Here is a 13,244-nt window from a genome sequence, read left to right as displayed (position 1 = left end):
TCATTGATGCAGGAACTTTGATTTTAATCTATTGTAGATGTAAACTAACAGTTTTCTTAATGGCTGTTTGTCAAGAATGGATGCGATAGGGTATTTGTGAGCCGATGGACTGTAGGATTCCTTAAAAAATAGGTTGACCTGGTTTGGCTTGAAACTACTGATAATGGATCTATAATGTTCGAGATAACCGGGATTTAATGCTGCTGCAGATAGTAAGGTCTCGACCGTTTTTAATCCTGCTGCAGCCATTTTATGGTATGATTCTTCATCTAATTCTGTCATTGTATGGATGCATTCAGCCAGTGCTTTGATGTCATTTGCGGGGTATTTGAATCCATTTTTACCATGTTCAATCAATTCCGATACTCCAGCTTCCTCGGCGCAAATTACAGGTGTGCCATTTGCTAAAAATTCCAGACAGCTAAAATTAAACATATCCCAGGTGGAGGGTACGATGCCAAACTTTGCTTTTTGTTGTATAGGTTTTATTTCTTCATTCGGTAAAGGCAGTTGGGGTAGGATTTTTTTGCCCCAAATGGTAGGGAATTCTGTTTTTAGGTAAGCTCCGGTACTCCACTCATCGTTAAAAGGCATGTCGCGACCAATCCATTTAATTAATGGTGGTGTTTCCATGAGCTGTAATGCCGCGCATAATTGTACCGGGCCTTTCCATTGTTGTGCTCTTGCGGTAACTAAGCCAAAATTTTCGGGTTTTTTATAAGGTGTTGTAGGATGGGAGATGGTGTAAATGGGACGGAAATGATGGACTGATTTCGGAGCTAGCGTCAGGTTCCAAAAAGTTTGATTGGCCAGGCTATAGGTAATCAGGCTATCACTTAGCGGTAACAAAGCCAATTCAGTTTGTCGGTACATTTCGGCCATTAGGCCACCGTTAATAGGATGCTCATGTAAGGCGATTTGTCCTGAGCTTCCGTGGAGACGGGTAATTATCGGCTTGTGATGTTGAATAACCCATGGAATATATCCTAAACCAAATTCGGTGCATTCGATGATATCAAAGCCATCGCCCTGTCGGGCTTGTTGCCACATCGCCCATGCTGCCGCTATATTATTCCTGAACTCAGGAAGTAAATCGTATTTGCTAAACATCGCTGAATACTCAAGAAATAAATCTGGTTTGAGGTATTCAACAGTTACACCATCATGATCGAATCGATCATAGGCCTGTACATAGCCACTGCCTACAATCACACTTATTTTCTCGCATTGAGGTTTAATTGCTTGAATATAATGCTGGTAGTAAGTGGATATCCCTCCACCTGAGTGGGGAAGATATTCGGGAAGTATAAATAGTATTTTCAATTTTATTTGATGCGTAAAAAATCGCCATTTATGATGCCTTCATCTTGTTTTCTAATTTGATCAGTCCACACTTCTCCTATCTCGAAAAGGGATAGGTCAGGCCCCCATATCCAATCGTGATCAGTCTCCCCCCAGGCACCTATCGCTATGGTATATTTACCTGGGCGTAAGAAACTGGCGGCCAAGTTAAAGTTTACAGTAAAATCGCCAGCTGTTAAGATCCGGCCATTTATATGTTCCGGAAGCGTAAATAGTCTGATGCCATTGCAAGAAATGCCTATTATAAAAACAATTCTTTTAAAATCTATTTTTGAAATGCCCCTTACTGTTAAAGAGATGGGGTCGGATGGTTTTAAAGTGCTATTATACCCTATGGATTCATTAATAAGGATTTGATTAAATGTGATTTTATCTTTCAGGTTTCCGGCAAAGCCTGTTTCATTGATTACAACTGTGTTCAATAGTTTTGTATAGGATTCAACTGCTTCTTTAATTGAAAGGACAGGTGTTGCGATCCCGGTGTTTAATACGATGCCTTTTTTACAAAGGGTACCTATACTTGCCATATTATGGCTCACAAACAATACGGTCCGGCCTTGTCCTTTGCTCACCTCGTTCATCTTTCCCAGACATTTCTTCTGAAACTCTGCATCTCCAACAGCCAGGACCTCATCAACAATCAATATCTCAGATTCCAGATGTGCCGCCACTGCAAAGGCAAGTCGTACATACATGCCCGATGAGTAGCGCTTTACCGGGGTTTCGATATACCGTTCTACCCCTGCGAAATCAACTATCTCATCAAACTTCCTTTTAATTTCTGCTTTGCGCATTCCTAAAATAGCGCCATTTAAAAAGATATTCTCTCGCCCTGTAAGCTCCGGGTGAAAGCCTGTGCCCACTTCCAGTAAGCTGGCAATGCGACCTTTGATCTTTACAGAACCCGTGGTAGGCGCGGTTACTCTACTCAATATTTTTAGTAATGTGCTTTTCCCGGCGCCATTACGGCCAATGATGCCAATCGCATCTCCTTGTTCAATTTCAAAGTTTAGATCTTTTAAACTCCAGACAACGTTGCTGTTACCCTTGGCATTCCTGTCATTGGTTTCACCAATGCGTAAAAACGGATCTTCTTTGCCCCGTAATCTTGCCCAGTAGCGTTCCAGATCGCGGGATAGGGTTCCTGTACCTATTTCGCCCAATTGATAGGCTTTTGAAAGATTTTCTACTTTAATTGTGATGTTACTCATAAATGAGCTGGGTTAATCCAGCGTTAGACCGTATCTACAAATGTTTTTTCTACTTTATTAAAGACGATTAGGCCAGTAATCATAATGAAAAATGTGATGCTGGCGCAATAGCCCAGACTTTGCCAGCTTAAGCTGCCCTTGCCCAGAAAGCCGTACCTGAACGTCTCTATGATGGGGGTCATCGGATTGTATTCGATAATCCAGGCATAGCCTGGATATTTATCCAAAACCGTGGATAGAGGATAAATTACCGTAGTGGCATACATTAACAACTGTACCCCAAATGTGACCAGGAATGCGAGATCACGGTATTTAGTCGTCATTGCCGAGATGATCATGCCTAAGCCCAAACCTAAACCCGCCATCAACACCACAAGTAAAGGGAATAGCAGGATATACCAGTTTGGAATAAAATGGGCATCCTTGCTTGTGTAAAAAAGCATCATCAATAGGAATAGGAGCATTTGGACGCCAAAACGAACTAAGTTGGATGCCACAATACTTAAGGGCATAATTAACCTTGGGAAATAAACCTTTCCGAAGAGGTTTGCATTGTCTTTAAAGACAGTGCTGGTTTTATTTAAGCATTCTGCAAAATAATTCCAGGTGGTAATTCCGGCCATATAGAACAAGGGCTGGGGGAGGCCATCTGTTGAGATGCCGGCCAGATTGCCAAAAATAAATGTAAATATGATGGTGGTAAAGAGTGGCTGGATAAAAAACCACAATGGCCCCAATATGGTCTGTTTATAAAACGATACGAAATCTCGTTTTACCAATAGCAATAACAAATCTCTATAATGCCAAACATCCTTTAGTTTTAAATCCAGTAGGTTGTTTCCTGGTTTAATCTCAATATCCCAATCTTCTTCAGTCAGTGATTTCATCTATAATCAATTTCTCTAAAATATCCCTGTAATCAGGTTCATTAAAATGCTTTAAGCATTGGCGCTGAATGTTCTTCCGATCATCGAGTGTTAAGCTTGAGCTTAGTTTTTGGAGGATGGCCATTTCTAGCGCATCTAGATCATCTGGGTCAATCGACAGTCCCATTTCCGCATTGCGTACAGCATCAATGCTCCCATCTATATTGCCGCAAATGACTGGTAAGCCGTAGGCCATCGCTTCGATAAATACAATTCCGAAGCCTTCTTTTTTGCTGGGTAGTACAAACAAATCTGCCAATAGATAATGATCAGCCAGTTCTTCTTCTTCAATATAGCCGGTCAGGATAAAATTGTGACTGAGTCCATGATCTGAAACCAACTGTTCAATTCTTTTTTTCTCAGCGGGCTCACAAGGACCAGCAAGGATGTATTTAATTGAAGGAACGCGTTGTTTAATTCGAGCTATAGCAGCGATAACATGGTCATAGCCCTTGAATTTTTCGTCGGAATTGATCCTCGTTAGGGTAAAAATGACCTTGTCTTCCGGTCTCAACCTGTATCGCCTTAAAAGGTATTCAGGCTTATCGAATTTTTCTGGCAGTTTCATAAAAGGATCTAATGCATTGTTCAAAACGACGCATTGCGCTGGTTTTGCGCCATGCAGGTCTATTACCTTGGATTTTGTGAATTGACTCACACATATAAAGCGATCTGCAGTATCCCAAATGCGCTTCTTCCAGCCCTTTAATGGCTGCCAAACCTCTATTCCATGTGCCACCAGCCATATTTTACAACCAGGGTTTAATAATCGTATCGCATGGCCAATTACAGAAAGATTAACATGGCTAAGCAGTACCAGGTCAGTGTTCATTCCGTTCATTATGCTCTTTAAAGTGAACATGGCTTTGTTTTTGTTGAACCCTTTGAAACAAAAAAATGGTAGATACTTTGGATTTACATCAGCAGACAGGTCATTTAAACTGTACAAATTAATGTCCCAGTTATTTTTTTTACATAGCTCGTGTAAGGAATATGCCAAAGTTCGGTTCATGCTTTGGATACCGCCAGCTGCGCTGAATGTTTCCAGTGTTAGGAATAGTATTCTTTTCGACATAATATCTCCTCTCGAGGCTGCGGTTAACCCATAGCTTCGCTCCCTAAGTCACATTTTCATTGACTTATTGCTGTTTGTGTTTTTCAGATGCTAAACGCTTTTGTAATTGCGTTTAACTTTTAAGGTATTCTTTCAATTAAGGATGCGGCAACTTTCACAATAATGGAATGTTGTAGATCTCCCAATCTCAAAAGCAATTGTTTTTGAGACTTATATTCAATGACCTCGCCTGTGATCCCTTTTAAAGGACCGGCTTTGATCTCTATTTTTTCGCCTGGTTGCAACCGCTCTTCTGTAATTTCCAGTTGATAGGGGCTGGCCAGTAATAATTTAAGGTCTTCAATCTGTTTGTCTGGCATTGCTGCAATCTCTCCCGAAAAGTAAATGAAACGGGAAATGCCCTTGGTCATCAGTACCTCGGTTTGCTGGGCTGCCTCGATACGAACAAATAAGTATGATTTGATCAAGGGCTCATCGACCCACTTTTTTCTGTCGCTCCATTGTTTGAGCTGACGTTGAAGTGGTAGGTATGCTTCAATATTTTTGCCCAATAAAGCCTGTTGCGCTTTCTTTTCAGCGCGTGATTTGGTATAAACCGGTAGCCACCTCTTTATCTTCTGATACTCCACCATTTTGATTTTTTTTCATCCTCATAATAACCTGAATGCTGATGTCCATTGTAATCAGCATAATAATGAAGCCTACCCTGGCTTGTACTGCTCTTATAATAACCCGATTGTAAGACGTTTTCTTCGAAGGCGTTCAGTACAATCGCCACATTGTTTAAATTATATTCCTGTGCCAAGGCCTGAGGGATCATGGCTGCATTGTGCTTGGATTTCCCATATCGGATCACAAAAAGGTTGATGTCGCTCTTACAAATTAAGGGGATGGAATCAGACACCAGGCCAACCGGCGCAGTGTCGATCATAATGATCTCATACCGCTTTTTCAGCTCATTCAATAAATCTGTAAGCCGCTCATTGTGGAGTAATTCAGACGGATTGGGCGGAATTGGTCCTGAGCTGATAAAGTCAAGATTTTTATGACCTGTATGTTGGATAATCTCATCAATCGTACTTTGACCGACCAGGTAATTGCTAAGTCCTTTGCTATTGGCTGTTCCAAAAGTGTGGTGTAATTTTGGGCGTCGCAAATCTGCGCCAATCAATACCACCTTTTTATCAATTAGGGCAAGGGTACTCGATAGGTTAAGGGCGACAAAGGATTTCCCTTCTCCCGCCACCTCGGAGGTAATACAGATGACCTTGCTTTTTTGATCTGCCGCCAGGAAATTTAGATTGGTCCGCACGGCCCGAACGGATTCGGAAAAGATTGATCGGGGCTTTGTTAGTGCCAGAATTTGAGCGCTGTCTTCATCAATAGGATCCGGAAATTTTCGGATGATCCCTACAATCGGGATCGTTGTCATGCTTTCAACAGATTCTTTATCATAGATGTACGGATTTAACACGCGGATAAATGCAATAATGGCCAGACCAGCTAACAATCCGAAGATAATGGCGCTGCGGTAAATTTTGGGGACATTAGGTGATATTGGCGTATCGTTGACCTGCGCGGGCTCAATGATTGTTGCACCGGGAAGAATTGCAGATCTGTTGATTTGTGCTTCGAGCTTCTTTTCAGATAAAAAGGAATATACTTTTTCATTGATCTCAAAATCCCGAAGCAAACTGATCATGTCTTTTTCGGCAGCTGGAAATGACGACACTTGCTGATCGACCTGTGACAATTGGGTATTGATGTAAGCTATATTCTTTTGGATTCGTTCGTTGGAGGAGTTGATATTCTGCAATGCAGCGCTTTTAACCTGTGCAATCTGACGATTTATCTCTTCCACCGTTTCGGATGTACTATTGTATGTTTTTAGCAAGATATTTTTATCTGTCAGTAAATCATTCAACTTGCTGATTAGTGTCCCCAGCAAGGGGTCTATATTGCCTTCCAGATTGAAATTGAGACTTGCATGGTGTTTGTCATTGCTGATTTGCTTTTTTAACTGATCAATGGCCATCAGTTGTATTTTTAATAAGGAGCGTTGCGACTCCAGGTCGCTTACTTTTGTTAAGGCAATGCTGGCCGAAGAATTGACGTCCATGATGCCAGAATTCTGTTTGTATTTCTCCAAAGATTTTTCTGAGCCTTTCACTTTTGAAGAGAGGTATTCCTGCTGTTCATTGATAAAGCGGATCATTTGGGTGGCCGACTGGGCTTTTTGATTTCGGTCGTACTCCAGATATCCGGTCATGATTGCATTTAATATATCTGCTGCAAAGCGAGGGTTGGAGTCTGTTTGTTGCAGGCTAACGATGTTGGAGTTTTTTGCCGCTTCGCTTGTTCGTAATCCGTCGCTTACCCTGCCCAACAGGCTTTCAGGCGTGTTAAACTTAAACAGGTAAACGACCTTAGGATTTATTGGACCAGGATATGTAATGAAAAAATCCACATTGCCAATGGTTAGGGGAGTATCGTAAGTGCAGACTTTTTGTATTTCCTGACCAGCAGCATTCCAGCTGAGGTTAAATGTCTTTTTGTTTATAGGCTTAAATGCAATTGGCCCCTGATAAAAATTCAAGCTGTCAAGCTTCAATAGGCTGATTTGAAGAGGTTGCTTAGGGTACAGGTCATAATCCCGCAGTCTACCGGAAATGTAATAACTAATGCGATAGTCGAGTTGCTTAATGGCGCTTAATAGTAAGTTCCTACTCTGTAGTATGAATTTTTCGCTTTGCAAATTAGCAGGGCTGCGGCCCGAGTTGCTCATCACATTAACAAGGTCTGATAGTTCCGATTTCTTTTCCTCAAACTTTAGAATACCGGATGTTGCATATGTTTTTGGTGTAAACCATAAATAAACATAGACAATTAATAGGGCAGTTAAAATTGATCCGGCCAATAAATACCAACGGCTAAGTAATATTCGAGCTATTTTTAAGTAGTCAATTTCCTTCGTGACGTTTCTTTTTTGAACCTTTTCTATTTCCTGCATCAACGTGTAATTGTATAGATGATTAATGCTGTATTTAGTAAAGCAATAATCGGTTGTAAGAAGGCCGACATGCTTTGTAGCTTTTCGGATCGTATAGCTCGCTTGTTTTGGGCGATGTAAATGATATCGTTATTCTCTAATAAAGTTCTCGAGTCAGAAAGCGTACTGATATCGGTCAGGTCAAGGTCAATAATCTGCGGATCTTGCATTCCGCCTCGAATTATTTTTACGTTTTTACTACTCGCTTTATCGGTGAGTCCGCCCGCTTCTCCAATGATTTCAATTAAAGAAGTCTGGTCTTTTGAGAGCTTGTAGATGCCTTGATTTTTGATTTCTCCTAGTAAAGTTACTTTTAAGTTAATGATTTTCAATTCTATGATGGGATCTTTAAGCTCTTTCTTGTAAAGTGATTCTACTTGCTTTGCCGCTGCTATACGTGTAAGTCCCCCAACTTTTACGCGCCCAAGTATGGGGAGTCCTATGGTACTATCTTGTTCGACCAGGTAAGCCTGTTCATTGTTGTTATTTGATCCTGCTTTTTCTTTTGTAAGTGATTCATTAACAATTAGATTTCTGTTCTGTAAGTTTTTTACCTGTAACAAATCCCCGGGTTTTATCTGATAATTGGGTGGATTGAAGACCTTTTTTTGGGTTTGGTTTGTCGCTGATTTTTTTTCAAAAAGAGCCTGTTTTTGCCTGCTAGCGCAAGAAAAACTAGCAAATAGAATTGTAGAAACAATCAATAAATTGATGATTTTCTTGACGAAACACATATTAAAAACCTTGCTTAATTCCCATAGCTATATGCCAATTCGCCAAAAGTACATATTAAATATAAATAATTGTAATTATTCATTAAATTTGTTGTCATGATTAATGTAAAAATTTCGCTAGTTACAATAACATACAACGCAGCAAAAACCATTCAGCAATGCATAGATTCAGTCGCTCGTCAAACTTATAAAAACGTTGAATACATCATTATTGATGGAAATTCTAGCGATGCTACTCCGGGGATTATCCTGCGAAATATGGCGCATATTCATTACTTTAAATCGGAAGCAGATGATGGGATTTATGATGCCATGAATAAAGGAATCAGGAAAGCAACAGGCGATGTTGTCGGGTTGTTAAATGCAGATGACTATTTTGCTAACAGTAATGTACTAAGTGAAATAGCTTCGTCTTTTGTGCAAAATAATGTCGATCTTTTATACGCCGATTTGGATTATGTAAACCGAAGCGGTAAGGTGATGCGCAAATGGCGATCTGGTAATTATTCGCCGGGTAAATTTAATTGGGGTTGGATGCCACCGCACCCAACTTTTTACGCAAAAAGAGAAATGTTTGAACGGCTGGGTTTGTATAATTCTGCGTATGGTACGGCCGCAGATTATGAATTAATGCTTCGTTTTATGCACTTAAATAAACCGAAAGTTTTTTACTTAAATAAAGTAATAGTTAATATGACCCAGGGTGGTGTAAGCAATCATGATTTATCAAATCGTATTAAAGCCTGGAGATGTGATTTTAGAGCAATGGCTAATAATAACATTAATATGCCATTCTTAGGTCTCGTGTTAAAACCGTTAAGAAAGGTAAGACAGTTTATAGGTTAAAGAATAACTCATGATTTCATTTTTTAACAGGAAAAATTATGTACGCGATGCAGAATGGCTAGGTGTAGATGTGCACAATCATTTACTGCCTGGTATTGATGATGGGGCAGTTGATACGCTACAATCCATTGGTTTTATTAGAGAATTGACTGAGCTGGGATTTAATAAATTTATTTGCACACCGCATATTTTTACAGAGTTGTATCCCAATACCATCGCGACGATTACTCAGGCCTTGGTGGATGTTAAGAATGCTTTGGTTAAGGAGGAATTGGATATTGACATCAGTGCTGCGGCAGAATATATGGTAGATGAAACATTTAAGGTAACTGAGACTTTATTGTGCTTGCCGGGACAGCATATCCTTATAGAAATGTCTTATCTATCAGAAATTCCTTTTCTTGAAAAGGTTGTTTTTGATCTTCAATTGGCTGGTTTTAAAGTGATTCTAGCCCATCCGGAACGCTATGGTTTTTATCATAAGAAGCCTGAGCGGTACGAAAGGTTAAAAGATATGGGTGTTTTATTTCAATTAAACTTATTGGCACTATCCGGATATTATGGGACAGAAGTGAAATCGACAGCAACTGGCCTCTTGAAAAAGGAGTACTATGACTTTGCAGGAACAGATTTGCACCATAACATCCATTTAAAGGCAATCAAGGATTTAATTTGTACCGGAAAGCTATATAAAATGATAGGAGATTATCCTTTTAAAAATAAAATGCTTTTTTAAGGCATGACAGTACATGACAGAGGTGTAATGTGATTCTTCTATTTTAGTGGAACCAAATTTAAAACCTTAAACATGCAGATTCTTTTAGGAGTTATTTTCCATTTCATCGGCGGCTTTGCTTCCGGCAGTTTTTATATCCCTTTCAAAAAAGTAAAAAGTTGGTCCTGGGAAACTTATTGGATCGTGGGTGGATTGTTCTCCTGGTTAATCGTTCCGCCATTGGCAGCCTGGTTGACTATTCCTGGCTTTATGGACATCATTTTTCAGACGGACGGTAAAATATTATTACTGACTTATTTCTTCGGTTTGCTTTGGGGAATTGGTGGGTTAACTTATGGTTTGGGTGTACGTTACCTCGGTATATCATTAGGTAGTACCATTATTCTGGGTCTTTGCTCTGTATTTGGGGCTTTGATCCCTTCTCTTTATTATGATTTCAATCCAACGGCAGGAAAAGATAGTTTATCTGATATGGCGAATAGTCATTGGGGACAAATGGTCTTGCTTGGCCTATTGGTTTGCGTAATCGGTATTGTAGTATGCGGATTGGCTGGCAGTATGAAAGAGAAAGATTTGGTAGCTTCTGGAAAAGCTGATCCATCTAATAAGGAATATAAATTGGGTATTGGACTGATTGTTTCTATTGTATCAGGTGTTTTAAGTGCTTGTTTTGCCTTTGGCATTGATGCTGGTAAAGACATGGCGCATCATGCTAATGAAGCCTGGAAAGCAATTAATCCAGAACAAGGAGAATTTCTTTTTCAAAACAATGTAACCTATGTAGTTATTTTATGGGGCGGCTTAACGACCAATTTATTCTGGTGTATGCTGTTGAACCGTCGCAATAAAACTTTTGGAGACTATACAGATAAAAAGGCGCCTCTACTTAAGAACTATATTTTCTCTGCATTGGCCGGTACAACCTGGTTTTTACAGTTCTTCTTTTACGGAATGGGCGAAAGTAAGTTAGGTAACGGGGCAAGTGGATGGATTTTACACATGGCTTGTATCATTTTGGTCGCTAACGGATGGGGACTTTTCTTTAAGGAATGGAGTGGCGTGAAGAAGCGGACTTTTGGTACCGTAATCTCTGGAATAGTGATCCTTATTTTATCCATACTCATTGTGGGCTATGGAAATTCAATCAAGTAAAAAACAATTAATTTAAATATTTTTATGAGTACTCGAACAACCGATTTTAAACATGTAAGCTATTTGTGGGATGAAGCAAAGGCTGCTGAAATGGCCGGTGATGAAGTTGCACTGTTAATCTATCGTTCAAATTTGTTAGGTGCAGATTTGCGCTTAACCAACTATGGGGGCGGTAATACCTCATGTAAGGCCATCGCTAAGGATCCATTAACTGGAGAAGAAGCAGAAGTAATGTGGGTCAAGGGATCTGGTGGAGATTTGGGTACTTTAAAAAGCAGCGGTTTGGCAGCTTTGTATGTAGATCGCTTGCGTAACCTTAAAAATGTTTACAGAGGCCTGGCACACGAAGATGAAATGGTTGAGCTTTTTAACCATTGTATCTATGACTTGAAATCTAAAGCGCCATCTATTGATACGCCTTTACATGGTTTCCTGCCATTTAAACATATTGATCACTTGCATCCAGATGCAGCAATTGCGATTGCAGCCGCTAAAGATGGAGAGCGCATCACCAAAGAATTATTTAATGGATCAATTGGTTGGGTGCCATGGCAAAAACCAGGTTTTGAACTGGGCTTAATGCTTCGTCAATGCTTAGATGAAAATCCAGGTATCAGAGGTATCATGTTAGGCTCGCACGGATTGTTTACCTGGGGTGATACAGCTTACGAAAGCTATATGAACACGCTTGAGGTGATTGAAAGATGTGCAGAATACCTGGAAGAAAATTATGGTAAAAAAGGTCCGGTATTTGGCGGTCAGAAAATAGAGAGTGCTGAAAAAGAGCTACGTACAAAACAGGCTGCAACTATTGCTCCTATATTGAGAGGTTTCTGTTCGAGCGAAAAACATATGGTGGGGCATTTTACAGATGATGCAAGGGTATTAGAGTTTATCAACTCCAATGACCTGGATCGTTTAGCGCCATTGGGTACGAGTTGCCCGGATCACTTTTTACGTACTAAGATCAGTCCGTTAGTATTAAAACTAGAGGCTAATGAAGATCTTAGTGATGTTAAAGCATTAAAAGAAAGATTAGCGCCTGAATTTGAAGCTTACAGAAAAATGTATGCTGAATACTACAATTCATGCAAACATAGCAATAGCCCTGCAATACGTGATGCGAACCCGGTAATTATCCTTTATCCTGGTATCGGAATGTTCTCTTTTTCGAAAGACAAACAAACGGCGAGGGTAGCTGCAGAGTTTTATACCAATGCCATCAATGTGATGAAAGGCGCAGAAGCCATTTCTGAATACACTTCTTTACCGAGACAGGAAGCGTTTAATATTGAATACTGGTTGTTGGAAGAAGCAAAACTGCAAAGAATGCCTAAGCCTAAATCGCTTTCAGGAAAAATTGCCCTGATTACAGGTAGTGCGGGCGGTATTGGAAAGGCTATTGCGCGTAAGTTTGTTGAGGAAGGTGCTGTAGTGGTGCTAAATGATATGAATGCTGAGCGTTTGCAAAGCGCTGCTGATGAGTTTGAAGGTAAATTTGGTAAAGACAGTTATGCTACAGCAGTGTTAAATGTAACCAGTGCGGAAGACATCGCAAGCGCATTTGATATCGCTGCATTGGCCTTTGGTGGTGTAGATATCGTGATCAACAATGCTGGTTTATCTATTTCGAAAACGATAGCTGACCATACCGAAAAGGACTGGGATCTGTTGTATGACGTGTTGGTAAAAGGTCAGTTTTTTGTTACTCAGGCAGCAGCAGCTGTGATGCAGAAACAAGAAATTGGAGGCGATATCTTGAATATCGTGAGTAAAAATGCATTGGTTAGCGGACCAAACAATGCTGGTTATGGTAGTGCTAAAGCTGCGCAGTTACATTTGAGTAGACTAAATGCCGCCGAACTTGGTGCTGATGGTATCCGCGTAAATGTGGTAAACCCAGATGCAGTGATCAGTGATAGTAATATCTGGGCAGGTGGTTGGGCTGAAGGCCGTGCAAAAGCTTATGGAATTACTGTTGCAGAGTTGCCAGCTTATTATGCAAAACGTACCTTGCTAAATGAAATAATTTTACCGGATGATATTGCCAATGCTTGTTTTGCGTTTGTAGGTGGGCTATTGAACAAATCAACTGGAAATGTATTAAATGTGGATGGCGGTGTAGCTAACGCCTTTGTCCGTTAAAAACTAAA

Annotated in this window: 11 protein-coding genes; 4 read left to right on the top strand and 7 right to left on the bottom strand. The window is 40.2% G+C overall.

The features are described 5' to 3' along the window. The 7 genes from BLS35_RS03310 to BLS35_RS03280 all read right to left on the bottom strand — a co-directional run bounded on the left by BLS35_RS03310 (position 1) and on the right by BLS35_RS03280 (position 8,357). Complete coding sequence (locus BLS35_RS03310) at positions 1 to 1,323, bottom strand: glycosyltransferase family 4 protein (protein WP_132225978.1); 1,323 nt, start codon at positions 1,321 to 1,323, stop codon at positions 1 to 3. Positions 1,324 to 1,325: 2 nt separating this feature from the next. After that, positions 1,326 to 2,573, bottom strand: a complete 1,248-nt coding sequence (locus BLS35_RS28125; protein WP_254778630.1) for an ABC transporter ATP-binding protein — start codon at positions 2,571 to 2,573, stop codon at positions 1,326 to 1,328. Positions 2,574 to 2,596: 23 nt separating this feature from the next. Then, the gene (locus BLS35_RS03300) at positions 2,597 to 3,460 is read right to left on the bottom strand and encodes an ABC transporter permease (protein WP_090777770.1); all 864 of its coding nucleotides are present in this window, start codon (positions 3,458 to 3,460) and stop codon (positions 2,597 to 2,599) included. Next, positions 3,444 to 4,574, bottom strand: coding sequence for a glycosyltransferase family 4 protein (locus BLS35_RS03295; RefSeq protein WP_090777768.1), 1,131 nt, complete (start codon positions 4,572 to 4,574; stop codon positions 3,444 to 3,446). The genes BLS35_RS03300 and BLS35_RS03295 overlap by 17 nt, the downstream gene beginning before the upstream one ends. Positions 4,575 to 4,693: 119 nt before the next feature. Next, positions 4,694 to 5,206 (bottom strand): UpxY family transcription antiterminator, encoded by a 513-nt coding sequence (locus BLS35_RS03290; RefSeq protein ID WP_090777766.1) that lies wholly within the window; start codon positions 5,204 to 5,206, stop codon positions 4,694 to 4,696. Continuing rightward, entirely contained in the window at positions 5,185 to 7,584 is a 2,400-nt protein-coding gene (locus BLS35_RS03285; protein ID WP_254778628.1) for a GumC family protein, read from the bottom strand. Before BLS35_RS03285 ends, BLS35_RS03290 begins: the two co-directional genes overlap by 22 nt. Further along, positions 7,584 to 8,357: a polysaccharide biosynthesis/export family protein gene (locus tag BLS35_RS03280; protein ID WP_090777762.1), complete on the bottom strand. Its 774-nt coding sequence runs from the start codon at positions 8,355 to 8,357 to the stop codon at positions 7,584 to 7,586. The genes BLS35_RS03285 and BLS35_RS03280 overlap by 1 nt, the downstream gene beginning before the upstream one ends. A 96-nt stretch (positions 8,358 to 8,453) precedes the next feature. Between BLS35_RS03280 and BLS35_RS03275 the strand changes: the two genes are divergently transcribed. From BLS35_RS03275 to BLS35_RS03260, 4 genes are all read left to right on the top strand, one after another. Then, positions 8,454 to 9,203, top strand: a complete 750-nt coding sequence (locus BLS35_RS03275) for a glycosyltransferase family 2 protein (RefSeq protein WP_090777760.1) — start codon at positions 8,454 to 8,456, stop codon at positions 9,201 to 9,203. A gap of 10 nt (positions 9,204 to 9,213) precedes the next feature. Further along, positions 9,214 to 9,939, top strand: coding sequence for a tyrosine-protein phosphatase (locus BLS35_RS03270; protein ID WP_090777758.1), 726 nt, complete (start codon positions 9,214 to 9,216; stop codon positions 9,937 to 9,939). Positions 9,940 to 10,011: 72 nt separating this feature from the next. Further along, entirely contained in the window at positions 10,012 to 11,091 is a 1,080-nt protein-coding gene (gene rhaT / locus BLS35_RS03265) for an L-rhamnose/proton symporter RhaT (protein ID WP_090777756.1), read from the top strand. 24 nt (positions 11,092 to 11,115) lie between these two features. After that, a complete protein-coding gene (locus BLS35_RS03260) occupies positions 11,116 to 13,236 on the top strand; it encodes a bifunctional aldolase/short-chain dehydrogenase (RefSeq protein ID WP_090777754.1) in 2,121 nt (706 codons plus the stop codon). Positions 13,237 to 13,244: the final 8 nt, after the last annotated feature.

It is taken from the genome of Pedobacter sp. ok626, assembly GCF_900100435.1.
In the GTDB taxonomy this organism is placed as follows: domain Bacteria; phylum Bacteroidota; class Bacteroidia; order Sphingobacteriales; family Sphingobacteriaceae; genus Pedobacter.
Note: the sequence above shows the minus strand (reverse complement) of the source record. Positions and strands in the feature narration are given on the sequence as shown.

What these genes read in the sequence shown, in the direction of transcription:
- BLS35_RS28125 (WP_254778630.1), bottom strand. Translation starts at nt 2,573, where the DNA reads ATGAGTAACATCACAATTAAAGTAGAAAATCTTTCAAAAGCCTATCAA.
- BLS35_RS03300 (WP_090777770.1), bottom strand. Translation starts at nt 3,460, where the DNA reads ATGAAATCACTGACTGAAGAAGATTGGGATATTGAGATTAAACCAGGA.
- BLS35_RS03295 (WP_090777768.1), bottom strand. Translation starts at nt 4,574, where the DNA reads ATGTCGAAAAGAATACTATTCCTAACACTGGAAACATTCAGCGCAGCT.
- BLS35_RS03290 (WP_090777766.1), bottom strand. Translation starts at nt 5,206, where the DNA reads ATGGTGGAGTATCAGAAGATAAAGAGGTGGCTACCGGTTTATACCAAA.
- BLS35_RS03285 (WP_254778628.1), bottom strand. Translation starts at nt 7,584, where the DNA reads ATGCAGGAAATAGAAAAGGTTCAAAAAAGAAACGTCACGAAGGAAATT.
- BLS35_RS03280 (WP_090777762.1), bottom strand. Translation starts at nt 8,357, where the DNA reads ATGTGTTTCGTCAAGAAAATCATCAATTTATTGATTGTTTCTACAATT.
- BLS35_RS03275 (WP_090777760.1), top strand. Translation starts at nt 8,454, where the DNA reads ATGATTAATGTAAAAATTTCGCTAGTTACAATAACATACAACGCAGCA.
- BLS35_RS03270 (WP_090777758.1), top strand. Translation starts at nt 9,214, where the DNA reads ATGATTTCATTTTTTAACAGGAAAAATTATGTACGCGATGCAGAATGG.
- rhaT (WP_090777756.1), top strand. Translation starts at nt 10,012, where the DNA reads ATGCAGATTCTTTTAGGAGTTATTTTCCATTTCATCGGCGGCTTTGCT.
- BLS35_RS03260 (WP_090777754.1), top strand. Translation starts at nt 11,116, where the DNA reads ATGAGTACTCGAACAACCGATTTTAAACATGTAAGCTATTTGTGGGAT.